This window comes from Pseudomonas sp. RIT-PI-r, assembly GCF_001297015.1.
Classification (GTDB): Bacteria; Pseudomonadota; Gammaproteobacteria; order Pseudomonadales; family Pseudomonadaceae; genus Aquipseudomonas.
On record NZ_LIGE01000037.1, the window covers coordinates 208,886 to 234,743 of the forward strand.

Annotated in this window: 19 protein-coding genes and 1 pseudogene; 15 read left to right on the plus strand and 5 right to left on the minus strand. The window is 59.6% G+C overall.

What is annotated here, in order from left to right:
• Nucleotides 1-317: 317 nt before the first annotated feature.
• Nucleotides 318-1,238: an ornithine carbamoyltransferase gene (argF, locus tag AK821_RS23080; RefSeq protein WP_064391968.1), complete on the plus strand. Its 921-nt coding sequence runs from the start codon at nt 318-320 to the stop codon at nt 1,236-1,238.
• Nucleotides 1,235-2,344, plus strand: a complete 1,110-nt coding sequence (locus tag AK821_RS23085) for an ABC transporter ATP-binding protein (protein ID WP_064391970.1) — start codon at nt 1,235-1,237, stop codon at nt 2,342-2,344. Before argF ends, AK821_RS23085 begins: the two co-directional genes overlap by 4 nt.
• A gap of 78 nt (nt 2,345-2,422) precedes the next feature.
• Here the strand turns inward: AK821_RS23085 and AK821_RS23090 are convergent, their stop codons facing one another.
• The gene (locus AK821_RS23090) at nt 2,423-3,205 is read right to left on the minus strand and encodes a PhzF family phenazine biosynthesis protein (RefSeq protein WP_064391972.1); all 783 of its coding nucleotides are present in this window, start codon (nt 3,203-3,205) and stop codon (nt 2,423-2,425) included.
• A gap of 98 nt (nt 3,206-3,303) precedes the next feature.
• A complete protein-coding gene (ybaK, locus tag AK821_RS23095) occupies nt 3,304-3,774 on the minus strand; it encodes a Cys-tRNA(Pro) deacylase (protein ID WP_064391974.1) in 471 nt (156 codons plus the stop codon).
• Between the two features lie 362 nt (nt 3,775-4,136).
• Here ybaK and AK821_RS23100 point away from each other — a divergent pair, with 362 nt between their 5' ends.
• The 11 genes and pseudogenes from AK821_RS23100 to AK821_RS23150 all read left to right on the plus strand — a co-directional run bounded on the left by AK821_RS23100 (nt 4,137) and on the right by AK821_RS23150 (nt 16,657).
• On the plus strand, nt 4,137-4,988 hold the full coding sequence (locus AK821_RS23100; protein ID WP_064391976.1) for an MIP/aquaporin family protein: 852 nt from the start codon (nt 4,137-4,139) through the stop codon (nt 4,986-4,988).
• A 77-nt stretch (nt 4,989-5,065) separates the two neighbouring features.
• Complete coding sequence (glpK, locus tag AK821_RS23105; protein ID WP_007916698.1) at nt 5,066-6,568, plus strand: glycerol kinase GlpK; 1,503 nt, start codon at nt 5,066-5,068, stop codon at nt 6,566-6,568.
• A 95-nt stretch (nt 6,569-6,663) separates the two neighbouring features.
• Nucleotides 6,664-7,419 (plus strand): DeoR/GlpR family transcriptional regulator, encoded by a 756-nt coding sequence (locus AK821_RS23110; RefSeq protein ID WP_007916700.1) that lies wholly within the window; start codon nt 6,664-6,666, stop codon nt 7,417-7,419.
• Between the two features lie 277 nt (nt 7,420-7,696).
• Entirely contained in the window at nt 7,697-9,238 is a 1,542-nt protein-coding gene (glpD, locus tag AK821_RS23115; RefSeq protein WP_064391978.1) for a glycerol-3-phosphate dehydrogenase, read from the plus strand.
• A gap of 429 nt (nt 9,239-9,667) precedes the next feature.
• A complete protein-coding gene (locus AK821_RS23120) occupies nt 9,668-10,594 on the plus strand; it encodes a glutamate/aspartate ABC transporter substrate-binding protein (protein ID WP_064391980.1) in 927 nt (308 codons plus the stop codon).
• A 193-nt stretch (nt 10,595-10,787) separates the two neighbouring features.
• On the plus strand, nt 10,788-11,534 hold the full coding sequence (locus AK821_RS23125; protein WP_038369085.1) for an amino acid ABC transporter permease: 747 nt from the start codon (nt 10,788-10,790) through the stop codon (nt 11,532-11,534).
• On the plus strand, nt 11,534-12,205 hold the full coding sequence (locus AK821_RS23130; protein ID WP_003227756.1) for an amino acid ABC transporter permease: 672 nt from the start codon (nt 11,534-11,536) through the stop codon (nt 12,203-12,205). Before AK821_RS23125 ends, AK821_RS23130 begins: the two co-directional genes overlap by 1 nt.
• Complete coding sequence (locus tag AK821_RS23135; protein ID WP_007963947.1) at nt 12,202-12,936, plus strand: amino acid ABC transporter ATP-binding protein; 735 nt, start codon at nt 12,202-12,204, stop codon at nt 12,934-12,936. The genes AK821_RS23130 and AK821_RS23135 overlap by 4 nt, the downstream gene beginning before the upstream one ends.
• Before the next feature lie 144 nt (nt 12,937-13,080).
• Nucleotides 13,081-14,982: pseudogene (locus AK821_RS23140) on the plus strand (sensor histidine kinase).
• Entirely contained in the window at nt 14,979-16,307 is a 1,329-nt protein-coding gene (locus AK821_RS23145; protein WP_064391983.1) for a sigma-54-dependent transcriptional regulator, read from the plus strand. Before AK821_RS23140 ends, AK821_RS23145 begins: the two are co-directional and overlap by 4 nt.
• Before the next feature lie 20 nt (nt 16,308-16,327).
• Nucleotides 16,328-16,657, plus strand: a complete 330-nt coding sequence (locus AK821_RS23150; RefSeq protein ID WP_161806673.1) for a GlpM family protein — start codon at nt 16,328-16,330, stop codon at nt 16,655-16,657.
• A gap of 303 nt (nt 16,658-16,960) precedes the next feature.
• Here AK821_RS23150 and AK821_RS23155 read toward each other — a convergent pair whose 3' ends face one another.
• Together AK821_RS23155 and AK821_RS23160 are read right to left on the minus strand one after the other, a co-directional pair.
• Nucleotides 16,961-17,626, minus strand: coding sequence for a DsbA family oxidoreductase (locus AK821_RS23155; RefSeq protein WP_064391986.1), 666 nt, complete (start codon nt 17,624-17,626; stop codon nt 16,961-16,963).
• A gap of 169 nt (nt 17,627-17,795) precedes the next feature.
• Nucleotides 17,796-18,815 (minus strand): alpha/beta fold hydrolase, encoded by a 1,020-nt coding sequence (locus AK821_RS23160; protein WP_064391988.1) that lies wholly within the window; start codon nt 18,813-18,815, stop codon nt 17,796-17,798.
• Between the two features lie 265 nt (nt 18,816-19,080).
• Here AK821_RS23160 and AK821_RS23165 point away from each other — a divergent pair, with 265 nt between their 5' ends.
• Both AK821_RS23165 and metR read left to right on the plus strand, forming a co-directional pair.
• Nucleotides 19,081-24,282 (plus strand): dermonecrotic toxin domain-containing protein, encoded by a 5,202-nt coding sequence (locus tag AK821_RS23165; RefSeq protein WP_064391990.1) that lies wholly within the window; start codon nt 19,081-19,083, stop codon nt 24,280-24,282.
• A 141-nt stretch (nt 24,283-24,423) separates the two neighbouring features.
• The gene (metR, locus tag AK821_RS23170) at nt 24,424-25,341 is read left to right on the plus strand and encodes a transcriptional regulator MetR (protein ID WP_064391992.1); all 918 of its coding nucleotides are present in this window, start codon (nt 24,424-24,426) and stop codon (nt 25,339-25,341) included.
• Nucleotides 25,342-25,358: 17 nt separating this feature from the next.
• Here metR and AK821_RS23175 read toward each other — a convergent pair whose 3' ends face one another.
• On the minus strand, nt 25,359-25,856 hold the full coding sequence (locus AK821_RS23175) for a GNAT family N-acetyltransferase (RefSeq protein WP_064391994.1): 498 nt from the start codon (nt 25,854-25,856) through the stop codon (nt 25,359-25,361).
• Nucleotides 25,857-25,858 lie beyond the last annotated feature (2 nt).

The window sequence follows — 25,858 nt, forward strand, 5'->3', positions numbered from 1 at the left end:
CGAATCCGTAACCGTGCAGTCTTGAACCGACCTGAGTAACGCCATCCCCGCTACGCCTGATTGCCAAGCCCCGCGAGGCCAGTGTACAAAGGGGCTCGCTGCTGTCCTCATGGCGGCTCTAAATGCGCACTGCAACATTCAGTACGCTTCTCTGTTCGCGCAAAAACGTAGCCTATTGGAAAAACGCGACATTTAGTGTCAATATCGCGCCTCCCCCTATTTCGTCGCCCCGTGCGGCTTACGCCGCAGGTCTCGCCCGTTGTTCCGTTAAACAAGGCTTTGAGCATCTGCGGTTTGTAGCAAAAAGGTAGTCAATGATGAGCGCAAGGCACTTTCTCTCCCTGATGGATTGCACGCCCGAAGAGCTGGTCAGCGTGATCCGTCGAGGCGTTGAGCTCAAGGACCTGCGTAACCGCGGCGTACTGTTCGAGCCTCTGAAAAACCGCGTGCTGGGCATGATCTTCGAAAAATCCTCGACCCGTACCCGGATTTCGTTCGAAGCAGGCATGATCCAGCTCGGCGGCCAGGCGATCTTCCTCTCGCCGCGCGACACTCAACTGGGCCGTGGCGAGCCGATCGGCGATTGCGCCATCGTCATGTCGAGCATGCTCGATGCAGTGATGATCCGTACCTTTGCCCACAGTACTCTGACCGAATTTGCCGCCAACTCGCGCGTACCGGTGATCAACGGCCTGTCCGATGACCTGCACCCGTGTCAGCTACTGGCCGACATGCAGACCTTCCTTGAACACCGTGGCTCGATCCAGGGCAAAACCGTGGCCTGGATCGGCGACGGCAACAACATGTGCAACAGCTATATAGAAGCGGCGATCCAGTTCGACTTCCAGCTGCGCGTTGCCTGCCCGCAAGGCTATGAGCCGAATCCCGAGTTCGTGGCCAAGGCTGGCGATCGCGTGAGAATCGTTCGCGACCCGCAAGATGCCGTGCGCGGTGCGCATCTGGTGAGCACCGATGTCTGGACTTCGATGGGTCAGGAAGAGGAAACTGCCAAGCGCCTCAAGCTGTTCGCCCCGTTCCAGGTCAACCGTGCCCTGCTCGACCTCGCTGCCGAGGACGTGCTGTTCATGCACTGCTTGCCTGCGCACCGTGGCGAAGAAATCAGCCTCGACCTGCTTGATGACCCGCGCTCCGTCGCCTGGGATCAGGCAGAAAACCGTCTCCACGCACAGAAGGCCCTGCTCGAGTTCCTCGTTGAACCGGCATATCACCACGCATGAGCCATGAATTACTGCTGAACCTGCGCAACCTCGCTTGCGGCTATCAAGATCAACGTGTGGTGCAGAACCTCAATCTGCACCTCAACGCCGGTGACATCGGCTGCCTGCTCGGCTCGTCCGGCTGCGGCAAGACCACCACCCTGCGCGCCATCGCCGGTTTCGAACCGGTGCACGAGGGTGAAATCACCCTTGGCGGCGAAACCATTTCCAGCGCGGGTTTCACCCTCGCCCCGGAGAAACGCCGGATCGGCATGGTGTTCCAGGACTATGCGCTGTTCCCGCATCTGAGCGTCGCGGACAACATCGCCTTCGGCATTCGCAAGCACCCGAACAAGGCGCGCGTCACCGAAGAGCTGCTGGAACTGGTCAACCTGAAGAACCTCGGCAAGCGCTTCCCCCACGAGTTGTCCGGCGGCCAGCAACAGCGCGTCGCCCTCGCCCGCGCGTTGGCACCGGAGCCGCAACTGCTGCTGCTCGACGAACCCTTCTCCAACCTCGATGGCGAGTTGCGCCGCAAACTCAGTCATGAGGTACGCGACATTCTCAAGGCACGTGGCACCAGCGCGATTCTGGTGACCCACGACCAGGAAGAAGCCTTTGCCGTCAGCGATCACGTTGGCGTGTTCAAGGAAGGTCGGCTGGAGCAGTGGGACACGCCGTACAACCTCTATCACGAACCGGCAACGCCGTTTGTGGCGAGTTTTATCGGTCAGGGCTACTTCATTCGCGGCCAGCTCGGCAGCCCGGAATCGGTGCAGACGGAACTCGGCGTGCTGCGCGGCAACCGGGCGTACGGGTGGCCGATTGGCGGCGCGGTGGACGTGTTGCTGCGCCCGGATGACATTATTTATGCGCCGGACAGCGCGTTGAAAGCGCGCATTGTCGGCAAGACGTTCCTCGGAGCTTCAACGTTATATCGCCTGCAATTGCCGACCGGTGCACAGCTGGAATCGATTTTCCCCAGCCATGCCGATCATCAGGTTGGTGCGCAAGTGGGGATTCGTGTTGCCGCTGAACATCTGGTGTTGTTCCAGGCTTGCGGCAGCACTGCTGCGCAAATTCCGGCGGCGGAAAACGGCGTCCGCCGCTACAGCACCACGCTTTAAAGATCAAAAGATCGCAGTCTTCGGCAGCTCCTGCATTGATCCCTGCAGGAGCTGCCGAAGGCTGCGATCTTTTAGCTTTTAACCCAGGATCAGGGTGCCGCTGGCAACCAGCGTTGCATTGCCGCCGATTTTTACCCGCTCGCCTTCCAGCCGGCAGAACAACTCGCCACCCCGCGCCGAACGCTGGCACGCCGTCAGGCTCGATTTGCCCAGACGCTTGGACCAATACGGAATCAGACTGCAGTGCGTCGACCCGGTCACCGGATCCTCATTGATGCCAATTGCCGGCGCGAAATAGCGCGAGACGAAGTCATGCTGATTGCCCCGCGCCGTGACGATCGCGCCCAGCCACGGCAGCTTCGCCAGCGCGACCATGTCCGGTTTGCAATCGAGCACGGCCTGCTCCGACTCCAGCACCACAAACAGTTCGTTGGAACCGAGCACATCAACCGCTTCAACTCCCAGCGCGCGCTCGACATCCAGGGTCACGCCAATCTCTGACGGCACGATCGACGGAAAGTCCAGCCATAAGCGGCCCTCTTCACGATTGACACTCAACGGCCCGGACTTACTGGTGAAGTCGATACGCTCGGCCGCTTCCTGGTAGATATCGAACAACACATGAGCGCTGGCCAGCGTGGCATGCCCGCACAACGGCACTTCAGTGGTCGGAGTAAACCAGCGGATATGCCAGGCTTGGCCTTCACGCACGAGAAACGCGGTTTCCGCCAGATTGTGTTCGGCAGCGATCTTCTGCATCAGCTCATCCGCGAGCCACGCATCCAGCCGATACACCATTGCTGGATTGCCACTGAATGGCCGATCACTGAAAGCGTCGACCTGATGAAACTCAAGCTGCATAACCTTCTCCCTAAGTCAGTCGGCAGAGCATGCAGCGCGAGACGGATCAGCGCCAGTGACAGAACCGGCCAATTTTCTTCATACAGCGCAGCCCCCTCTCAGGCACGTCCGATATCGGCGAATTTGGCCTGAGTGTGTTCCGCGAGAGTCGCAGGGGGCAACTCGACCTCCAGCCCGCGCCGACCGGCACTGACATAAATAGTCGCAAAACCCTGAGCCGAGTTATCAATGAAGGTGCGCAGACGCTTTTTCTGCCCCAGCGGGCTGATACCACCCAACAAATAACCGGTAGAGCGCTGAGCCGCCGCCGGGTCAGCCATTTCGACTTTCTTCACCCCAGCGGCGTGGGCCAGACCCTTGAGGTCGAGACTTCCGACGACCGGCACCACCGCCACCAGCAGCTCACCTTTTTCGCTGGCCGCCAGCAGAGTCTTAAACACCTGCGCCGGCTCAAGTGCCAGTTTTTCCGCAGCCTCCAGCCCATATGAAGCGGCTTTTGGATCATGTTCGTAACTGTGCACGCGATGTTCGGCACGAACTTTTTTCAACAAGTCCAACGCAGGGGTCATGGCAGCTCCAGGCTCGGCAGTGACAGAAAAATCTTCTGCCGGATTCTAGGCGATCAGCTCCTAAAAGGCTCTATCCCAAGCCACGAATGCCGGGGCTTGCAGACATTCCGAGCACTCCATGGAACGCCGCCGACACAGGATCATTCATCCAGCGAATAGTTACATTGTGACTGATGGTTCACTTTCGACCTTTGACAGGTTTGTTTCTTGTCTATATTTTTTCGAATCTGAATAATGTAAGAATTATCATCATTGCAGCACCCAGCAGTAAACCGGGAACCGAATGGGGATTCCAACCCGGTGAAAATCGCGCCCTGCCCTGACGGCAATGCGCCAGACAACAACAAAAACCGAGGTTTTCAATGACGACTGCTTTACAGCAACCAACGCTCTCGAGCCAATGCATGGCCGAGTTTCTGGGCACTGCACTCCTGATCTTTTTCGGCACCGGTTGTGTCGCCGCGCTCAAGGTCGCGGGCGCCAGCTTCGGCCTGTGGGAAATCAGCATCATCTGGGGCGTCGGCGTCAGCATGGCGATCTACCTCACCGCGGGCGTTTCCGGCGCGCACCTGAACCCGGCCGTGAGCATTGCACTGGCAATCTTCGCCGACTTCGAAAAGCGCAAACTGCCCTTCTATATCCTCTCGCAAATCGCTGGCGCGTTCTGCGGTGCGCTGTTGGTTTACACGCTTTACAGCAATCTGTTCTTCGATTACGAACAAACTCACCAAATGGTTCGCGGTTCGGCCGCCAGCCTTGAATTGGCCTCGGTATTCTCGACGTTCCCGAACCCGGTGCTGTCCACTGCTCAGGCTTTTCTGGTCGAGATGATCATCACCGCGATCCTGATGGGCGTGATTATGTCGCTGACCGACGACAACAACGGCCTGCCGAAAGGCCCGCTGGCGCCACTGCTGATCGGTTTGCTGATCGCTGTGATCGGCAGTTCGATGGGCCCGCTGACCGGTTTCGCGATGAACCCGGCGCGTGACTTCGGTCCGAAACTGATGACTTTCTTCACTGGCTGGGGTGAAATTTCCTTTACTGGCGGCCGTGATATTCCGTACTTCCTGATTCCGATTTTTGCACCGATTGTCGGTGCCTGCCTCGGCGCAGCCGGGTATCGCGGGCTCATCGCCCGTCACCTGACCGGCGCCACACCTGCTACAAAGGATGCAGAACCGGCCATTGACGGCAAACCAAGAACCTCTTGAAACAGTCGGCGCAGGCTCCTGCCCAATAGAGCCTGCGCCACGGCCCACTCTCCCTTATTTCGTCCAAGGCAATCGACATGACCGACATTCAGAATAAGAACTACATCATTGCCCTCGATCAGGGTACGACCAGCTCGCGCGCGATCATTTTCGACCGTGATGCGAACGTGGTCTGCACCGCGCAGCGCGAGTTCGCTCAGCATTATCCGCAGGCCGGTTGGGTCGAACATGATCCGATGGAAATTTTTGCAACCCAGAGCGCGGTGATGGTTGAAGCGCTGGCGCAGGCCGGCCTGCATCACGACCAGGTCGCCGCCATCGGCATCACCAACCAGCGCGAAACCACAGTGGTCTGGGACAAGACCACCGGTCGCCCGGTGTACAACGCCATCGTCTGGCAGTGCCGCCGCAGCACCGAGATCTGCCAGCAACTCAAGCGTGATGGTCACGAAGAGTACATCCGCGACAACACCGGCCTGGTCACCGACCCGTACTTCTCCGGCACCAAACTGAAGTGGATCCTCGACAACGTCGAAGGCAGCCGCGAGCGTGCACGCAACGGCGAATTGCTGTTCGGCACCGTCGATAGCTGGCTGATCTGGAAATTCACCGGCGGCAAAGTACACGTCACCGACTACACCAACGCCTCGCGTACCATGCTCTTCAACATTCACTCGCTGGAGTGGGATTCGAAGATGCTCGAGATCCTCGACATTCCGCGCGAGATGCTCCCGGAAGTGAAGGCGTCTTCGGAAATCTACGGCCGCACCAAGAGCGGCATCGCCATCGGCGGTATTGCCGGTGACCAGCAAGCGGCGCTGTTCGGTCAGATGTGCGTGGAACCAGGCCAAGCGAAAAACACCTACGGTACCGGCTGCTTCCTGCTGATGAACACCGGTGACAAAGCGGTGAAATCCCAGCACGGCATGCTCACCACCATCGCTTGCGGCCCGCGTGGCGAAGTCGCTTACGCGCTGGAAGGCGCAGTGTTCAATGGCGGTTCGACCGTGCAGTGGCTGCGTGATGAACTGAAGATCATCAACGACGCCCACGACACCGAATACTTCGCCAATAAAGTGAAGGACAGCAACGGCGTGTACCTGGTGCCGGCGTTCACAGGTTTAGGCGCTCCGTACTGGGACCCGTATGCCCGTGGCGCGCTGTTTGGTCTGACTCGCGGTGTGCGCGTTGACCACATCATCCGCGCTGCGCTGGAATCGATTGCCTACCAGACCCGCGACGTGCTCGACGCCATGCAACAGGACTCCGGCGAACGCCTCAAAGCCCTGCGCGTGGACGGCGGAGCGGTGGCGAACAACTTCCTCATGCAGTTCCAGGCCGACATTCTCGGTACGCAGGTCGAGCGTCCGCAAATGCGTGAAACCACGGCACTCGGCGCGGCGTATCTGGCCGGTCTGGCGTGCGGTTTCTGGGGCAGCCTGGAAGAACTGCGCGGCAAAGCAGTAATCGAGCGCGAGTTCGAACCGAGCCTGGACGAAGTGGAGAAAGAGAAGCTGTACAAAGGCTGGAAAAAAGCCGTCAGCCGCACCCGTGACTGGGCGCGTGAAGACGCTGAATAAGCCAGTCTGAGGACGGACTAAAGCTGGAAACTGGTCGGGAGGAGATTCCTGCGGCATCATGGGCAAATTTTGCACGGCAGCCCAAAGGAAGCCCCATGAATCTGCCTCCCCGTCAGCAGCAAATCCTCGAGCTGGTCCGCGAACGCGGCTATGTGAGCATCGAGGAAATGGCCACGCTGTTCGTTGTTACCCCGCAAACCATCCGCCGCGACATCAATCAGCTCGCGGAAGCCAATCTGCTGCGCCGTTACCATGGCGGCGCTGCCTATGATTCCAGCGTTGAAAACACCGCTTATGCAATGCGCGCCGACCAGATGCGCGATGAAAAACAACGCATCGGCGAAGCCATCGCCGCGCAGATTCCCGATCACGCCTCGTTGTTCATCAACATTGGCACGACCACCGAATCGATTGCCCGCGCCCTGCTCAATCACAATCACCTGAAAATCATCACCAATAACCTGCACGTGGCGTCGATGCTCAGTGCCAAGGATGATTTCGATGTGTTGCTGACCGGCGGCAATGTGCGTCGTGATGGCGGTGTTGTCGGTCAGGCCAGCGTGGATTTCATCAATCAGTTCAAAGTTGATTTCGCCCTGGTCGGGATCAGCGGCATTGATGAAGACGGCAGCCTGCTGGATTTCGATTATCAGGAAGTACGGGTTTCCCAGGCGATCATTGCCAATGCACGGCAGGTGATTCTGGCGGCGGACTCGAGCAAGTTCGGGCGTAACGCGATGATTCGCCTGGGGCCGATCAGCCTGATCGATTGCCTGGTGACCGATCAGCAGCCGGTGCCGGCGTTGGCGCAGTTGTTGAGTCAGCACAAGATTCGGTTGGAAGTCGTTTAACCCCCCCCCAAGATCAAAAGATCGTCCGATCGCGGCCCGAGCCTTCGACAGCTCCTACAGGTTACGTGAACCCATGTAGGAGCTGCCGAAGGCTCGGGCCGCGATCGGACGATCTTTTCGCTTTCAATGTTCGTATTTTTTCCTTTCCCTGCCCTTCGATGAGTTTTTTCAATCGAACGTGACTGGCTGCGCGCGTCTTTATGGGCTACCATTTTCGCAAATGAACATTAATGTTCGATTTCCAATATAGAAAATCAAAAGAACCCGAGGCCAGCCGATGTCCACCTCTACCTTGCGTACGCCCCCAATCTCCGAGATCTACGACGTCGCCGTTATCGGCGGCGGGATCAATGGCGTGGGGATCGCAGCGGATGCCGCCGGTCGCGGACTTTCGGTGTTCCTTTGCGAAAAGGACGACCTCGCCAGCCACACTTCGTCGGCCAGCAGCAAGCTGATCCACGGTGGTCTGCGCTACCTCGAACATTACGAATTCCGTCTGGTGCGTGAAGCGCTGGCCGAGCGCGAAGTGCTGCTGGCCAAGGCCCCGCATATCGTCAAACCGATGCGCTTCGTACTGCCGCACCGTCCGCACCTGCGCCCGGCGTGGATGATCCGCGCGGGCCTGTTCCTCTATGACAACCTCGGCAAGCGCGAAAAACTGCCTGGTTCGAAAAGCCTCAAGTTCGGCGCCGACAGCGCACTGAAAAGTGAAATCAAGAAAGGCTTCGAATACTCCGACTGCTGGGTCGACGACGCCCGCCTCGTGGTACTCAACGCCATGGCCGCCCGCGAAAAAGGCGCCCACGTGCACACCCAGACTCGCTGCGTCAGCGCCCGCCGTGCCAAGGGCCTGTGGCACCTGAACCTGGAACGTGCCGACGGCAGCCTGTTTTCGATCACCGCCAAAGCGCTGGTGAACGCCGCCGGCCCGTGGGTCGCCAAGTTCATTCGTGACGACCTGAAGATGGAATCGCCGTACGGCATCCGCCTGATCCAGGGCAGCCACATCATCGTGCCGAAACTGTACGAAGGTGATCACGCGCACATCCTGCAAAACGAAGATCAGCGCATCGTCTTCACCATTCCGTACCTAAACAACCACTTCACCCTGATCGGCACCACCGACCGTGAGTACACCGGTGACCCTGCGAAAGTGGCAATCACCGACGGCGAAACCGATTACCTGCTGAAAGTGGTCAACGCCCACTTCAAGAAGCAAATCAGCCGCGACGACATCCAGCACAGCTACTCAGGCGTACGTCCGCTGTGCAACGACGAGTCCGATAACCCGTCGGCGGTCACCCGCGATTACACCCTGGCCTTGTCGGGCAACAGCGAAGAAGCGCCACTGCTGTCGGTGTTCGGCGGCAAGCTGACCACCTACCGCAAACTCGCCGAGTCGGCGATGGCGCAACTGATGCCGTTCTTCACCCAGATGCGCCCGAGCTGGACCGCCACGGCCACCTTGCCCGGCGGTGAAGACATGACCACGCCACAAGCCTTGAGCGCGCTGATTCGCGACAAGTTTGACTTCGTGCCGACCGAGATATCCCGTCGCTGGGCTACCACCTACGGCAGCCGCACCTGGCGCATGCTCGAAGGCGTGGAAAGCCTCGCGGACATGGGCGAGCACATTGGCGGTGGGCTCTACACCCGTGAAGTCGATTACCTGTGCAGCGAAGAGTGGGCGACCACGGCGCATGACATTCTGTGGCGTCGCAGCAAACTCGGTCTGTTCACCACTCCGGCGGAGCAGGAGAAGCTTGCGGCGTATCTGGGTAAAGTTGAGCAGAACCGTAGCAAGATTGAAGCGGCGTGATTTGAACATTGGTTAAACAAAAAGCCCCTGAATCGTAAGGTTCAGGGGTTTTTTTGTTTGCCTGACACACCGCTACCCCTGTAGGAGTGAGCCTGCTCGCGATGGCGGTGTGTCAATCAACATACCTGGCGCCTGACACACCGCTATCGCGAGCAGGCTCACTCCTACAAAACCTCGTTCGGTTTTCCGAACGAGACTCCCCGGTCAATTCGGTAAACCGGATCACTCCCCACAAAAAAATCCGCCACAAAACTTTAATATCCTTATAAATCATAACTTTAAGCATTCGAGACTGGTCTGGCACGACTCATGCTCTACACTCTCTCGACGAATGCCTGTTGTGCCAACACTTCAGGAGCCGTCAGGCATTCGAAGCACAAAAGGGCCGACGAACTGGCTCCATAAAAAAAACAATTCGAGGAAAATTTGATGCGCATCGTTCCCCATATCCTGGGCGCAGCCATTGCGGCCGCTCTGATCAGCACGCCAGTTTTCGCCGCCGAACTCACCGGCACCCTGAAGAAAATCAACGATTCGGGCACCATCACGCTCGCTCACCGCGACAGCTCCATTCCGTTTTCCTACATTGCCGATGCTTCCGGCAAGCCAGTGGGCTACTCCCACGACATTCAAGTGGCCATCGTTGAAGCCCTGAAAAAAGACCTGAACAAGCCCGATCTGCAGGTCAAATACAACCTGGTGACCTCGCAAACCCGTATCCCGCTGATCCAGAACGGCACCGCGGACATCGAGTGTGGCTCGACCACCAACAACGCCGAACGCGCCCAGCAAGTCGACTTTACCGTCAACATCTTCGAAATCGGCACCCGTCTGCTGGTCAAGAAAGACAAGGAAGGCAAGCCGTCCTACGCTGACTTCGCTGACCTGAAAGGCAAAAACGTCGTGACCACCGCGGGCACCACGTCCGAGCGCATCATCAAAGCGATGAACGCCGATAAGCAGATGGGCATGAACATCATCTCCGCCAAAGACCACGGCGAATCCTTCAACATGCTGGAAAGCGGCCGCGCCGTTGCCTTCATGATGGACGACGCCCTGCTGGCCGGCGAAGAAGCCAAGGCCAAGAAGCCGGCTGACTGGATCATCACCGGTACGCCGCAGTCGTTCGAAGCCTACGCATGCATGGTTCGCAAAGATGACCCGGCCTTCAAGAAAGCTGTCGATGACGCCATCGTTGCGCTGTACAAGTCCGGCGAGATCAACAAGATCTACAGCAAGTGGTTCGAGAGCCCGATTCCACCAAAAGGCCTGAACCTGAACTTCCCGATGAGCGACAAGGTAAAAGATCTGATCGCCAACCCGAGCGACAAGCCGGCGCCTGACGTAAAAATCTGATTCCTGACTAACCTTATTGCCTGAGGGAGCCACTCTCCCTCAGGCGTCTGTTACTACCTGCGGGCTGTACTGTGGAACACTCGACCTGGCGGTTTTCGAGCCGATCGCGTGTGCCTGACGTTCAACGTCAGGCGGGAAAGGATCTTCCCCAAGCGGGTGCTTGTACATCGATCGATCTCGAGGGGAGCCCCTAATGAATTACAACTGGGACTGGGGCGTGTTCTTCAAGTCCACCGGCGTCGGCAGCGAGACCTATCTCGACTGGTACGTCTCCGGTTTGGGCTGGACCATTGCCATTGCCATCGTGGCATGGATCATCGCCTTGCTGCTGGGCTCCATTCTGGGGGTCATGCGCACGGTGCCAAACCGTATCGTATCGGGCATCGCGACCTGCTACGTGGAACTGTTTCGCAACGTGCCGCTGCTGGTTCAGCTGTTCATCTGGTACTTCCTGGTACCCGACCTGCTGCCGCAGAACCTGCAGGACTGGTACAAACAGGATCTCAACCCGACCACCTCGGCTTACCTGAGCGTTGTCGTGTGCCTGGGCCTGTTCACCGCTGCCCGTGTCTGCGAGCAAGTGCGTACCGGTATTCAGGCGCTGCCACGCGGCCAGGAATCCGCCGCTCGCGCCATGGGTTTCAAGCTGCCGCAGATCTACTGGAACGTGCTGCTGCCTCAGGCCTACCGCATCATCATTCCGCCGCTTACCTCGGAATTCCTCAACGTCTTCAAGAACTCCTCCGTGGCGTCCCTGATCGGCCTGATGGAACTGCTCGCGCAAACCAAACAGACCGCCGAATTCTCGGCCAACCTGTTTGAAGCCTTCACCCTGGCCACGCTGATCTACTTCACCCTGAACATGAGCCTGATGCTGCTGATGCGCATGGTCGAGAAGAAAGTTGCGGTGCCCGGCCTGATCTCCGTGGGGGGTAAATAATGGACTTCGATTTCAGCGGCATCATCCCCGCTATCCCGGGCCTGTGGAACGGCATGGTCATGACCTTGCAGTTGATGGTCATGGGCGTGGTCGGCGGCATCGTACTAGGGACGATCCTCGCGCTGATGCGCCTGTCGTCGAGCAAACTGCTGTCGCGCGTGGCCGGCGCTTATGTGAACTACTTCCGCTCGATCCCGCTGCTGCTGGTGATCACCTGGTTCTACCTGGCGGTGCCGTTCGTGCTGCGCTGGATCACCGGTGAAGACACGCCGATCGGTGCGTTCACCTCCTGCGTCGTGGCGTTCATGATGTTCGAAGCCGCGTACTTCTGCGAAATTGTCCGGGCCGGTGTGCAGTCGATCCCCAAAGGCCAGATGGCCGCAGCACAAGCGATGGGCATGACCTATGGCCAGACCATGCGTCTGATCATCCTGCCCCAGGCGTTCCGCAAGATGACCCCGTTGCTGCTGCAACAGTCGATCATCCTGTTCCAGGACACCTCGCTGGTCTACACCGTGGGCCTGGTGGACTTCCTCAACTCCGCCCGCTCCAGCGGCGACATCATCGGTCGTTCCAACGAGTTCCTGATCTTCGCCGGTGTCGTCTACTTCATCATCAGCTTTTCCGCCTCGCTGCTGGTCAAGCGTCTGCAAAAAAGGTTTGCCGTATGATCTCTATCAAGAACATCAACAAGTGGTATGGCGACTTCCAGGTGCTGACTGATTGCAGCACCGAGGTCAAAAAAGGCGAAGTGATCGTGGTCTGCGGCCCGTCGGGTTCCGGCAAATCGACCCTGATCAAATGCGTCAACGCGCTGGAGCCGTTCCAGAAAGGCGACATCGTCGTCGACGGCACCTCGATTGCCGATTCGAAAACCAACCTGCCGAAACTGCGTTCGCGCGTCGGCATGGTGTTCCAGCATTTCGAACTGTTCCCGCACCTGACCATCACCGAAAACCTGACCATCGCGCAGATCAAGGTGTTGGGCCGCAGCAAGGAAGAGGCGACCAAGAAAGGTCTGCAACTGCTCGAACGCGTTGGCCTGTCGGCGCACGCCCACAAGCACCCGGGGCAACTGTCCGGTGGCCAGCAACAGCGTGTGGCGATTGCCCGCGCGCTGGCGATGGACCCGATCGTCATGCTGTTCGACGAACCGACCTCGGCGCTCGACCCGGAAATGGTCAACGAAGTGCTCGACGTGATGGTGCAACTGGCCCACGAAGGCATGACCATGATGTGCGTGACCCACGAAATGGGCTTCGCCCGTAAAGTAGCGGACCGGGTGATCTTCATGGACGCCGGCAAGATCATCGAGGACTGCCCGAAAGAGGAATTCTTCGGCGACATCAGCGCCCGCTCCGAACGCGCGCAACACTTCCTCGAGAAAATCCTGCAGCACTAAAAGCAACACCGCCTCCCCTTGTAGGAGCTGCCGCAGGCTGCGATCTTTTGATCTTTAGAAACAAAGTCAAAAGATCGCAGCCTGCGGCAGCTCCTACAGGGGATTGGTGAAGTTTGTTGTGGTGGTTGACCCAAGGCATCTGTGATGAAATGCGACCCCAATCTCTATCGCGCAGCGCCGCCATCACTTGCCGTGAAGCCCCGTCTGATTCGTCATCTGTTCCTGCCGCCACTGATCATCGCCCTGATGATCGGCCTGGGTTTCATCGGCTTCTGGACCAGTGAACATTTCGGCATCCGCAGCCTCGGCGAGAACGGCCAGCGTCAACTGGAACTGCACGCCCGCGCGGTCGAAAGCGAGATCAGCAAATACACCTACCTGCCCAGCCTGCTGGAACTCGAAACCAGTGTTTCGCAGCTGCTGGCCGACCCGACCCCGGAGTACCGGGAAACGGTCAACGCTTACCTCGAAGGCCTGAACCGGCGCAGCCGCAGTCGGGCCATCTACGTGATGGACACCACCGGCCGCGTCATGGCCACCAGCAACTGGCGCGATGTCGACAGCTACCTCGGCGAAGACCTGTCCTTTCGCGCCTATTTCCAGAAAGCCGTACGCGGCGAACCCGGGCGTTTCTACGGCATCGGCAGCACCAACGGTGAACCCGGTTACTACCTCGCCCATGGCCTCGAAGAACACGGCAAGATCATCGGCGTCGCCGTGGTCAAAGTGCGCCTTGAGGCCATGGAAGAACGCTGGCAGCGGGCGCGTCTGGAAGCGTTTGTCAGCGATGAAAACGGCATCATCATTCTCTCCAGCGATCCGGCCCGGCGCCTGAAAGCGGTTATTCCCCTGAGTGAAGCCACCAAGGAAAAACTCGCCCGCAGCCTGCAGTATTACTGGTTCCCGCTCAACGAACTGCAACCGCTGGCTCGCGAAACCCTGTCCGAAGGCGTGGAGAAACTCACTTTCCCGGCCAACAGTGAAGTGCAGTCAGGCGAGGACGACATCAGCTATCTGGCGCAAACCCGACCGCTGAGTGACACGCCGTGGAATTTCACCCTGCTCACGCCCCTTCAGGATCTGCGTCGCGAAGCGATCAACCAAGGCATTCTCGTCGCTGTAGCGTTTGCCTTGGTCGCCTTCCTGCTGATCGCCTGGAACGAGCGGCGCAAGGTCATCGCCACCCGCCTCGCCGCCCGCGAAGCCCTGCAGGAAGCCAACAATCAGCTGGAGCGTCGGATTACCGAACGCACCACCGACCTGCGCGCCAGCAACGAGCGGTTGAAGAGCCAGATCCGCGAACGCCGCCAGGCCGAGGAGACCTTGCGCCGCGCGCAGGATGAGTTGGTGCAGGCCGGCAAACTCGCGGCCATCGGCCAGATGTCGACCAGCATTGCCCACGAACTGAATCAGCCGCTGGCGGCGATGCGCACGCTCTCCGGCAACACCGTACGCTTCCTCGAACGCGGTCAGCTCGATGTCGCCAGCACCAACCTGAACACCATCAACGACCTGATCGACCGCATGGGCCGCATCACCGCCAGCCTGCGTTCGTTCGCCCGACGCGGCGACAATCAGGGTCAGGCCAGCCTCGGCAAAGCGGTCGATGCCGCCTTGCAAGTGCTCGGTGCCCGGGTGGAAACCTCGGCGCTGAACGTGCATCGGCAGTTCATCGACGTGCAAGTGCAGATCGACCAGACCCGCCTCGAACAGATTCTGGTCAACCTGATCGGCAATGCCCTCGACGCCATGCAGGCGCAACCACAACCCGAACTGTGGCTCGACGGCGAGGAGTTCAACGGCAAGTAGCGCCTGCGGGTTCGCGACACCGGCCCCGGCAGCGATGCCGAAGCGCGCAAGCATCTGTTCGAGCCATTCTTCACCACCAAGCCTGGCGAACAGGGCCTGGGCCTGGGCCTGACCCTTTCCGCCAGCCTCGCGGCCGCCACCGGCGGACACCTGGGTGTTGACCCCCCGGCCCGCGGTGGCACCGCCTTCGTCCTCAGTTTACCGTTGGTAAGCCCTACACCGGCCGAGCCAATATGAACCCCGAACTCAGTGTACTGATCGTCGAAGACGACCCCCATGTGCTGCTCGGCTGCCAGCAAGCGCTGACCCTCGAAGACATTCCCTGCGTCGGTGTCGGCAGCGCCGAGGAAGCGCTGGAGAAGGTCGGCGAAAACTTGGCCGGCATCGTCACCAGCGACCCCCGCCTGCGGGGCATGGAGGGCCGGGAACTGCTGACCCGCCTCAAGCAGCGCGATCGCAGCCTGCCGGTGGTGTTGATCCCCGGCCACGGCGACATTTCCATGGCCGTCGGCGCGATGCAGAAAGGCGCCTATGACTTCATGGAAAAACCGTTCTCGCCGGAGCGTCTGGTGGATGTCGCGCGACGAGCGCTGGAGCAGCGCAGCCTCGCCCGCGAAGTGTCGTCGCTGCGCCGACAACTGGCCGAACGTGACTCCCTTGAAGGCCGGATCATCGGTCGCTCACCGGCGATGCAGAACCTGCGCGAACTGATCGCCAACGTTGCCGACACCTCGGCCAACGTGTTGATCGAAGGCGAGACCGGCACCGGCAAAGAACTGGTCGCCCGTTGCCTGCACGATTTCAGTCGTCGCCACAGCAAACAGTTCGTCGCGCTGAACTGCGGCGGTCTGCCGGAGAACCTCTTTGAAAGCGAGATCTTCGGTCATGAGGCCAACGCATTCACCGGCGCGGGCAAACGGCGGATCGGCAAGATCGAACACGCTGACGGCGGCACACTGTTCCTCGACGAAGTGGAAAGCATGCCGCTGCCGTTGCAGATCAAACTGCTGCGGGTGTTGCAGGAACGCACCCTCGAACGCCTCGGCTCGAACCAGAGTGTGGCGGTGGATTGCCGGGTGATCGCGGCGACCAAATCCGACCTCGACGCATCGAGCAAGGCCGGCGCATTCCGCAGCGACTTGTACTATCGCCTCAACGTGGTGACGCTGGAGTTGCCGCCCCTGCGCGAGCGCCGCGAAGACATCCTGCAATTGTTCGAACACTTCACCCAGCAATCGGCGCTGCGCTTTGATCGTGCGCTGCCAGAACTGGATAACCAGACCCTGTCGAATTTGATGAGCCACGACTGGCCGGGCAACGTGCGTGAACTGCGCAACGTCGCCGAACGCTTTGCTCTCGGCTTGCCGGCCTTCAAGAAGTCCGGCGCCAGCAGCGGCGGACAGGGCCTGGCCTTCGCCGAAGCGGTGGAAGCTTTCGAACGCAACCTGCTCAGCGATGCCTTGCAACGCAGCGGCGGCAACCTGACGCAGGCCAGCCTTGAGCTGGGCATGGCCAAGACCACGCTGTTCGACAAAGTGAAAAAGTACGGCCTGAGCCATTAAGCGAGAACGACGTGGACCTGATTTTCAAAGCCCTGTTGGGCGCAGCGGTGGTGGTGATCCTGGCGGCATTGTCGAAGACCAGAAACTACTACATCGCCGGGCTGGTGCCGCTGTTTCCGACGTTTGCGCTGATCGCGCATTACATCGTCGGCAAGGGGCGCTCGATCGACGATCTGAAGACCACGATCGTGTTCGGCATGTGGTCGATCATTCCGTATTTTGTGTATCTGGCGACGTTGTATGTGATGGTTGATCGATTGCGGCTTGAAGCGTCACTGGCCGTGGCGGCGGTGGCATGGTTGATGGCCGCCACTGTTTTGGTGACCGTTTGGGTTCGGCTACACAGCTGACCCTCACCCCAGCCCTCTCCCGGAGGGAGAGGGGGCCGACCGAGGTGTCGTTCAAGTTACATCGACCTGAAAAACCGAGTCGATTATGGATTCAGCGAAGCACGCTCAGGTCGGCGTATCACTCTTGCATCCCCCATTCAGTCCCCTCTCCCTCACAGAAAGAGGCCGACCGCTGACATCGACCTGAAAGATTCCGTCGATTATGGATTCGGTACAGCACGCTCAGGTCGGCGTATCACTCCTGCATCCCCATTCAGTCCCCTCTCCCTCCGGGAGAGGGCTAGGGTAAGGGGCTTTTGCTCTTCAGTTGACGGTACCGCCCTTAGAGTCGGCCATGATCTGCCGGATCGCCCCGACAAACGTCTCCACTGGCTGCCCGCCCGTCACCGCGTACTGACCGTTGAACACCACTGTCGGCACCGAACTCACCCCGCGCTGCAGCCACAGCTGCTCTTCCTCGCGCACCTCATCGGCAAACTCGTCCGACGCCAGAACTGCCTCGGCCCGCTGGCGATCCAGCCCGACACTTTCAGCGATCTGCACCAGTTGCAGATGTTCCGACGGATTGCCGCCATCACTGAAATAGGCTTTGAACAACGCCTCTTTCAGCGGCAATTGCAGACCTTCAAGCCCCGCCCAATGCAGCAAGCGGTGTGCATCGAAGGTGTTGTAGATGCGGCTGTTGCCATCGGTGCGGAAGGCAAACCCAAGCTCGGCCCCCCGGGCGCGGATCGCTTCGCGGTTCTTCTGCGACTGCTCAGGTGTCGAGCCGTATTTCTCTTGAATATGTTCGGCAATGTTCTGCCCGTCGACGCCCATTTTCGGATTCAGCTCGAACGGCTGGAAACGGATCTCGGCCTGCACTTCGTTGCGCAGGATTTCCAGTGCCTGTAACAGGCCATACAAACCAACGACGCACCACGGGCAAGAGACGTCGCTGACAAAATCGATTTTCAAGGCAGAACTCATCACTCACCTCGCGGGGGAAAATCGTGCGGGAAAGTTTGCACGATACACCTGCCCCGGATTTTGTGGCGTACCCTTCGCGAGCAAGCTCGCTCCCACAGGGGAACGCATTCCAAATGTGGGAGCGAGCCTGCTCGCGAAGGGGCAACTACCAACACCAAAAATCCCTCGGTTACAGCAAATTCCCGCCCACCACCGGCTCAATCTGCGCCCAGTGCGATGTGTCTTCCCGATGCGCCTGCAAGTACGGCAGCACCGCCGCCAGCAACGGCTCCTTGAACGCCTCCTGAAAACGATGCGCCAGCCCCGGAATCAGCTTCAACTGACTGCCGCGAATATGCGCCGCCAGATGCACGCCATGCATCACCGGCAGCAATGGATCCGCCGTGCCATGCACCACCAGCGTCGGCAGCCGCAACTGATTGAGCAGCGCCACCCGGCTCGGTTCGGCGAGGATCGCCATGATCTGCCGCTTCACGCCCTCAGGATTGAACGCGCGGTCGTAGGACGCCGCCGCCTGTTGCAGCAATGTTTGCCGATCGTCACTGACCGCCGGGCTACCCAGTGCTGCCAACAAATCAGCCTGCTGCTCCAGCGCTGCCTGCCGATTCGGTGCGCCGCGTCGCGACAGCAATTGCACCAGCGCCGCGCTCGGTGCCGGCAACCCCTCGGCTCCGGATGTAGTCATGATGAGCGTCAGACTCTCGACTCGCTGCGGCGCCATCGCGGCCATGTGCTGGGCGATCATCCCGCCCATGCTGGCACCCAGCACATGAAACTGCTCGACGTGCAGCGCATCCATCAAACCCAACGCATCGTCGGCCATGTCGGTCAGGCTGTAGGGCGCCGCCACCGGCAAACCGAGTTTGTAGCGCAGCACTTCAAACGTCAGGTTGGCCTCGGCCGGTGCCTGGCGCCAGGTCGACAGACCGACATCGCGGTTGTCGTAGCGGATCACCCGAAAGCCTTGCTGACACAGAGCCGCCACGACTTCATCCGGCCAGTGGATCAACTGCCCGCCAAGGCCCATTACCAATAGCAACGCCGGATCCGATGCACGGCCGATGCTCTGGTAGGCCAGGCTCACTTGCGCCAGGTCGACCCGTTCGGTCGGTACATTGACATCGCAACGCGAAGCCGCCATCGACGGCAGGCCGAACATCAGCGCGGCCAACAGGAAAAATAAACGCATGAAAAACACCGAAACGCAGAACCCCAGTAGAGCGCGAGTCTGATGAAGTTTGTTCAAGCGCGCTGCCACAGTTGCGTGACAGTTTGATGAAGTTTGCCGAATGGTCATGCACGCATGCTCACGACAGCCCCGCGTGACCTCGACACCTCCTGAAACGATCGCGGCAAAAAGCGATAACTATGTACCGCAGATGCCAGTGACGGCTCGCCTCTAATGGCATGAAGACCGGGATAAGCCGGCCTTCATGTTTTCTGGAGCCTGTCGCATGTCCGATACCCCTTCTACGGCCGACTTCGGCCTGGACCAGCCTCTACGGTCGAACCTCGATCAAAACCTTTACCTGAGCGCTGGCGCACGTCTGCGCGACTGTCACCGCCAGTGGCTGGACCTCATGGCCCGGTTTCCGACCGGCAGCGACCGCGACTGGAGCCTGCGTGCAACCGGCACACCACTGTCGCGCCGGGATCAGGCCCTGCGCATCTACCGTCAGCACTTCGAGGCGGCCAGCCAGATCGCCTGTGCAGAAGGGATGATCAGCATCGGACAGTTGCAGACATTGTCGGCGGCCGTAGATCCTTCAACAGCGGTCACACCCGAGGTGCATATCGCGCAGCTTCAGCTCAAACGTGCCGATGACAGCCACGTCTCGTTGCCGGGTGCATTGCTATTGCGCATTGGCAACGATTCGCCCGGCTGTCATCTGTTGTATCTGCCTTCATACTCGCCAGCCTTGAGTCTCTTCAGGCAACACGCCGATCTGCACCGCTGGCTGATCGGACATTGCCAGAAACACAGCCCGCCGCCGCAGCTGAAAGCACCGACAGTGGTGGAAGTCGCGCTCGATCACGACCCACTCGGGAGTAACCTTGAAGCACTTTTCAACCTGCCAGCCGATGCGCGCCTTTCACCCGCATCGCCCGACTTGTCGAGCCTGATCGCCGAACCACCCTTGCCAACTCCCGATGAAGCAGAGCCTGTCGACGACCCGACCCTGTTCGGTCTGCTGAACCCCGACATTCCTTTCAGCCAGCGCAGCCAAGCTTTGGCCCTTGAGCAGAAAGCCCTCGAACAGTTGCTGGGCGATGCCGTGGCAGCCAGCCTGAACACCCCGTTACGGCAGAAACTGACGCAACAGTTCGACGCCTTGAGCGAGGCGCAAAACGCCAGCCATAACGCGGCGTCAGCGTTGCTCGACCACCGCGCGCCACTGAAAATGCTTGAGCTGCGCCACGCCACCAATGCCCATTACCACGTCCTGCATCAGGCCCGGTTACGCGGGTTGCGTGCAGAAGTCGAACTGCAACTGACGCTCAATCAGCTCTCCGTCGATGAACACCGGCGGATCATTGCCTTGCTCGAGGCACCCGAGCGTCCGCTGCTCCATCAGGAAACAGTATTTGCCCGTGTGACTTTGGCGGCAGCGGCAGATGACCAACCGATGGTAGAGGATCTGAACGGTGTGCTGGTCATCGCTGCGCCTTTTGCGCTGGAGCCCGGTGCCACTGAAAGCCTGCTGCTGTATTGGCCCGGGCAGTCCGGCGGATTGCAGCGCTTCAGCTCACGTCAGGCGCTGGAACAAAAGGTGTTCAAGCACTCGGCCAATGATCGGGAGTTGCTGTTGCAACTGACGCCAATCAGCGGCGATCCGCTCGTGTGGGTACTTGAACGGCAGCTGTTCCAATGCGAGCAGCAGGCAGCAACCGTCATCCGTGAAAATCCACTGCCCTCCCGTGCCAGCGAACGTGCGGCAGCAATGGAGCAACTGCGCGAACAACATCTCACACGCTTGACCGTGCCCCTGTCACAGGCACGCGAACTCGCGTATGCCTATCGCCTCGAACAGGAACGCACCGCCGCACTCGCCGGCAACCTGCCGTCCTGGCTGGACAACCTCGACAACGCACAGCGCGCGCGTATCAAAACGTTGATCCGTGACTACCTCAACGCCATGCAGCGTTGTCATGCCTTGCTCGAGCGTGATCTGCCAGCTCGCCCCGCCTTCAGCAAAAAGCGCCTTGACGCTCGACTGCGCAAGGATTTCGCGCTCAAGCGAAGCGTGTCCGTGATGCTGGATCTGCCCGATAGCACCGAATGGCGGAAAACCTTGATCGACGGCGCAGCCCCTGGCACACCGCAACGCAACACGCTGATGGCGAGTACCCGGCGCAGCGAAATGGCCCTCGAGGAACTGGCGCAGGACAACATAGACCAGGCGATGTGGTGGCGACTGTCATTCCTGCGGGTCAAGGTCAGCGCCGAAGATGAACAGGATCGAAGAGCCGTGGAAAGCGGATTGACTCCGGCCTATTTGCGCAGCTCATTAACCGATCTGGACCTGGCCGGAGGTTATGAAACACTTATTCGCCAGACCTTTCTTGGGATGCCCGGCGAATCAGCGTTCGACCTGGCGTATAGGCGCGAATGCCTGAGCGAGCCATGGCGGTTGATGCTCAAGCTGCAAGGCGAATTCGCCGTACTGCAACGGCATATCGACAGCGCCGGATACGCGCTGCTGAAGATTGCCATCGATGCCTCGACGCGGGAAGCATATAGCGTCAAGGGCCAACGTATCGTGCTGTTGCCTGCACATCTGACCGTCGGCGGCGCGGACACCGCCCACCAGGGGCCGAGCACCCTGGCCGGGGTGACGTTCATCGTCGAACAGGTCAGTGGCCTGACCCTGCTGTATTTACCGGACAGCACCGACGGGATTTTGCTGCGCCAGTACGCCACGCTGGAAGAGGCACGTCTGGATCTGTTCAAACGTTGCGTAGACGCGCGCATGGTCAACTATCTGGCCGGGCGCACCTTGAGCGGCGATTTTGCCAGCCATGTCAGCCGGATCAATGAGGCGCAACTGCGCAATTTCCACGCGCTGATCGGCACCGGGCTGGCCTGGCCAACCTCGACGTCACTGGCCACGCACTTGCTCAATGTGCACATGGGCCGAATGCTGGAAGCTCATCGCAGCAGTTCTCGCTCCAATGACGCCTTGTATCTGGAAACATGCGCACTGAAGTCCGGCACGCTGTTCAACTACCTGAAAATGGCCGTGGGCATGCTGCCATTCATTGGTGCCTCGGTCGCCCTGTATGACGCGTGGAACAGCGCCAACCTCGCGGTTGCGGCGTTTCTACGCGGAGACATCGGGCATGGTCTGGCGGAAGTCGAATCGGTGTTGCTGTCCCTGATCGATGCCGCCATGGATATTCTCCCAGCGACGATCTCGGTACCCGCCGCCGCCCGCCTGATACCACGCCAGCGCCGCGGTACAGCATTGACAACAAAGTCCGGTGCCACACCGACCTCATGGCAATGGGCGCGCCAGTCACTTGATCGCTTCAAGGGCTACGAGTATGAATTCGAGATTTCCCTGACGGGTCTGCGAACCGATAGCCACGGCATTTATCGCAATGTCTATCGCCATCCCGATGGGGATTTCATGGTGCGTCAGGGGCGCATCTACCGTATTCAGTTGCACGATGCCCCACGCGGCTGGAGGCTCTATGGCACGTGGGCGCGCACCTATAAACAGCCGATCGCCCTTGATGAGGCCGGTCAATGGAACACCCATTACGCCGTGCATGGCACGTTGATGGACGGCGGCGGTGCCGGCGGTGGCGCGGCCATCGGGCATTTGGCCAATGGCCTCGACCCGCTCTGGCCCGAATCCATCCGTCAGTGGCTGCCACGTTGGTGGACCGATCGCCAACTGCGCAGGCAACTGACTCTGACCAACACCGTCGATGCCTACACCCGGCGCCTTGATACCCAGACGCGCAGCTCCAACCAACTTCTGGAACGTTACCGGCAACTGCCCATTGCCGAGCGTCAATCTCTGGAAGCGACGGTTGACGCAGCCTGTCTCAACGATATCGAACTGGCCCAGGTGCTATACCAGAATGTTGCCGAACTACTGCCGCTGAGTCACGGTAGAAAACGCCTGTTGCTCGAAGACATTCAGAGTCGCTGCGCATGGGCGCAGGTTGATCGGTCATTACAGCGCGCCGCCATTTCCCGCCAACGCCTGCTGGAACATCTGAACAGTGTCGACGCACTCGTTGCGCAGTCTGACGCGACACCCGTCGATAACACTACAGCCCATATAAGTCTCATGGCCCAACGCAAAGTCGTGCGCAAAAACTTCCTCAAGGAGTTCGATCACCAGCACGGATTTATCGAACAGGCCAATCTCTGGCAAAGCCGCATCACTAACCGGGCGCATAAAGCCAGAATGGCAGCGGAGCTCGCGCCACTCAACCAACGGTTTGGCGAAACCACGCACTATTACCTGAGAACCGCGCACATTCTGGAGATCATTACCCACTACGAGGCGGTCGACGACCTGTCCTGGGTCTACTTTCACGTGCAACTCAAAGACGCCCGGGTCAAGGTCGGACGTGCTCTGCTGACGCAGCATCATTTACCTGAAGTACATGCCAGCCTTGCCCAACGCAACCGTGTGATCGAGGACTGCCTGGAAATCTACGCAGGCTTTCGACGTCAGTTGAACGCGTGGTCACTGGGTTATCCGCAGCACCTGGATCTCGAGCAGGTCAAGGCGTTTCTCGACGGTCTGACCCAGGTTGAACAGCATGCCCGTCAAGCGATCAAGCAACGTCCGCCGATCAAGCCCAAAGAAGCGGGCGGCAAGCAATTGTTTGAAACCGAGGACAACCAATTGCTGATCGGTATCGAAAGTATTGATGCCGGGACCCGGCAAAAGCGTTTCACCATCGAAAGCATCGACGGTTACCGGGAAACCTGGCTGCCGCGTTCGAGCGGCAAGTACCATCTGGACGCGCAACCTGCGGCCTCTGCTCAATCCTTGCCAACCAACGTACAACCCCTGCTGAGCGAAGCCCGCAAGCGTCTCGCCGCCGTACCCGCCTATAACAGCAAAGTCACCGGTTACGCGCGCCAGGACATGCTGCCAATCGATCTGGAACACATGTTCGGCAGTGAATCGACAGAACTGAGTACCCGTGCGAATGCCATCGCGCGGCTCTCGCCAGACGAGCCGCTGGTCGTGCAATTGCAGGACAAGGCTCAGGAGTTGTTAAGCCTCGGCCGTACGTTGCGCATCGACCAGTCACTGCGCAGCAGAACACCTACCGAGGGATATCTGGACTATCTGCTGCAACAGAAAAAGGTCGATATCCGCAAGGAGGGCACACTGCGCGCACTGGGCAAACGACCCGACGGGCGCAAAGACTTTCTCCAGGAGTACGAGGTGCGCGATCTGAGCACCAATCCGCCACGCGCGCTTTGGTATGCGCACTTTCACTACACCTCGGACAAGGTCCCTTTCGAAGACTTCGTCAAAGCTCATTTGAAACTGCCCGAGCAGCGCAACCTTGGTCTGCAATGGCAGCAGGCGCAGGCCGCGAGTGGCGCGCAGGTCGAAGCGATCTGGCGTGGCGATGTCGGTAGAGCGCTGGGCATTCGGCACTTTTCAAAGCTGTAGGTAAAAGCAGCGGAGCATTACCAGTGCTCCGCTGCCATAAACCCCGGACATGCAGAAAGTCATGCTGGTCGACAGCTACACCAACATGAGACAAACTCACCGCAATCACTATCATCACAAATTTGTTTCATGGAGCCTGCAGTGCTTGAAATCCGTCATCTGAAAACCCTGCACGCCCTGCGCGAAGCCGACAGCCTGGTCGACGCCGCTGACCGCTTGCACCTGACCCAATCGGCGCTGTCACACCAGTTCAAGGAACTGGAGGAACGTCTGGGCATGCCATTGTTCGTCCGCAAGACCAAACCGGTGCGTTTCACCAGCGCCGGTTTGCGCTTGCTGCAACTGGCTGACGCGACACTGCCGCTGCTGCGCGCCGCCGAACGTGACATCAGCCGTCTGGCGGGTGGCACTGCCGGGCGCCTGCACATGGCCATCGAATGCCACAGCTGCTTTCAGTGGCTGATGCCGACCATCGACCAGTTCCGCGACGCGTGGCCGGAAGTCGAACTCGATCTGGCCTCGGGTTTTTCCTTCGCCCCGCTACCGGCACTGGCCCGTGGCGATCTGGATCTGGTGGTAACCTCCGATCCACTGGAAATCGCCGGCATCACCTACGTGCCGCTGTTCACCTACGAAGCCATGCTCGCGGTAGCCAATCAACACGCATTGGCGAGCAAACCGTACATCGTCCCCGAAGACTTGCTCAGCGAAACCCTGATCACCTACCCGGTGGAGCGCGATCGCCTGGACATCTTCACCCGTTTCCTTGAACCGGCCGACATCGAGCCTGCACAGGTACGCACTTCCGAGCTGACGGTGATGATGATGCAGCTGGTTGCCAGCGGCCGTGGCGTCTGCGGCATGCCGCACTGGGCGCTGCATGAGTACAGCTCGCGTGGTTACGTAAAGGCCAAGCGCCTGGGCGAGAAAGGCCTGTTTGCCACGCTGTACGCGGCGATTCGTGCGGACATGCTCGATGCGCCATACATGCGCGATTTCCTGCTGACAGCCAAGGACACTTCGTTTTCGACCCTGGACGGTGTCAGCGCGGTTCGCTGAAGCCTTTACTGCTGGAGTCAGAGTTGGCGCCACATGTGGATCTTATCGAAGTAATCTTCACCGACCCGCACCGCCAGCGGTTCCAGGCCGAACTGGATGAAGCCGCAGCGCTGATAGAGTTTGCAGGCGGCGCCGTTGCCGGCGGTTACGGTCAGTTGGACAACTTTCAATGCCGGGTGGTTTTGCGCTTCGGCCAGTGCCGCCTGGACCAGTTCGAATCCCAGGCCATGCTCGCGGAAGTCGGCCGAGACGTACATGCCGAACAAAGTGGCTTTATGTCGGGCTTTCTCGCGCGGCTCGAAGGCGAGACCGACAATGCCGGCCAGCCGGCCCCCCTCGAAAGCGCCCAGCACAACGTCAAGCTTGCTGGTCAGGCGCCCTTCCCACCAGCTCAACGGCATCACTGCGCGCTCACGCACACTGGAAGTGAAAGCCTGCGGATGCCGGTCATAAGCCTCAAGCATCAGCTCGCGATAAGCCAGGGCGTGACTGGCGTCCAGCCGTTCTATCCACATGT

What these genes read in the sequence shown, in the direction of transcription:
- argF (WP_064391968.1), top strand. Translation starts at nt 318, where the DNA reads ATGAGCGCAAGGCACTTTCTCTCCCTGATGGATTGCACGCCCGAAGAG.
- AK821_RS23085 (WP_064391970.1), top strand. Translation starts at nt 1,235, where the DNA reads ATGAGCCATGAATTACTGCTGAACCTGCGCAACCTCGCTTGCGGCTAT.
- AK821_RS23090 (WP_064391972.1), bottom strand. Translation starts at nt 3,205, where the DNA reads ATGCAGCTTGAGTTTCATCAGGTCGACGCTTTCAGTGATCGGCCATTC.
- ybaK (WP_064391974.1), bottom strand. Translation starts at nt 3,774, where the DNA reads ATGACCCCTGCGTTGGACTTGTTGAAAAAAGTTCGTGCCGAACATCGC.
- AK821_RS23100 (WP_064391976.1), top strand. Translation starts at nt 4,137, where the DNA reads ATGACGACTGCTTTACAGCAACCAACGCTCTCGAGCCAATGCATGGCC.
- glpK (WP_007916698.1), top strand. Translation starts at nt 5,066, where the DNA reads ATGACCGACATTCAGAATAAGAACTACATCATTGCCCTCGATCAGGGT.
- AK821_RS23110 (WP_007916700.1), top strand. Translation starts at nt 6,664, where the DNA reads ATGAATCTGCCTCCCCGTCAGCAGCAAATCCTCGAGCTGGTCCGCGAA.
- glpD (WP_064391978.1), top strand. Translation starts at nt 7,697, where the DNA reads ATGTCCACCTCTACCTTGCGTACGCCCCCAATCTCCGAGATCTACGAC.
- AK821_RS23120 (WP_064391980.1), top strand. Translation starts at nt 9,668, where the DNA reads ATGCGCATCGTTCCCCATATCCTGGGCGCAGCCATTGCGGCCGCTCTG.
- AK821_RS23125 (WP_038369085.1), top strand. Translation starts at nt 10,788, where the DNA reads ATGAATTACAACTGGGACTGGGGCGTGTTCTTCAAGTCCACCGGCGTC.
- AK821_RS23130 (WP_003227756.1), top strand. Translation starts at nt 11,534, where the DNA reads ATGGACTTCGATTTCAGCGGCATCATCCCCGCTATCCCGGGCCTGTGG.
- AK821_RS23135 (WP_007963947.1), top strand. Translation starts at nt 12,202, where the DNA reads ATGATCTCTATCAAGAACATCAACAAGTGGTATGGCGACTTCCAGGTG.
- AK821_RS23145 (WP_064391983.1), top strand. Translation starts at nt 14,979, where the DNA reads ATGAACCCCGAACTCAGTGTACTGATCGTCGAAGACGACCCCCATGTG.
- AK821_RS23155 (WP_064391986.1), bottom strand. Translation starts at nt 17,626, where the DNA reads ATGAGTTCTGCCTTGAAAATCGATTTTGTCAGCGACGTCTCTTGCCCG.
- AK821_RS23160 (WP_064391988.1), bottom strand. Translation starts at nt 18,815, where the DNA reads ATGCGTTTATTTTTCCTGTTGGCCGCGCTGATGTTCGGCCTGCCGTCG.
- AK821_RS23165 (WP_064391990.1), top strand. Translation starts at nt 19,081, where the DNA reads ATGTCCGATACCCCTTCTACGGCCGACTTCGGCCTGGACCAGCCTCTA.
- AK821_RS23175 (WP_064391994.1), bottom strand. Translation starts at nt 25,856, where the DNA reads ATGTGGATAGAACGGCTGGACGCCAGTCACGCCCTGGCTTATCGCGAG.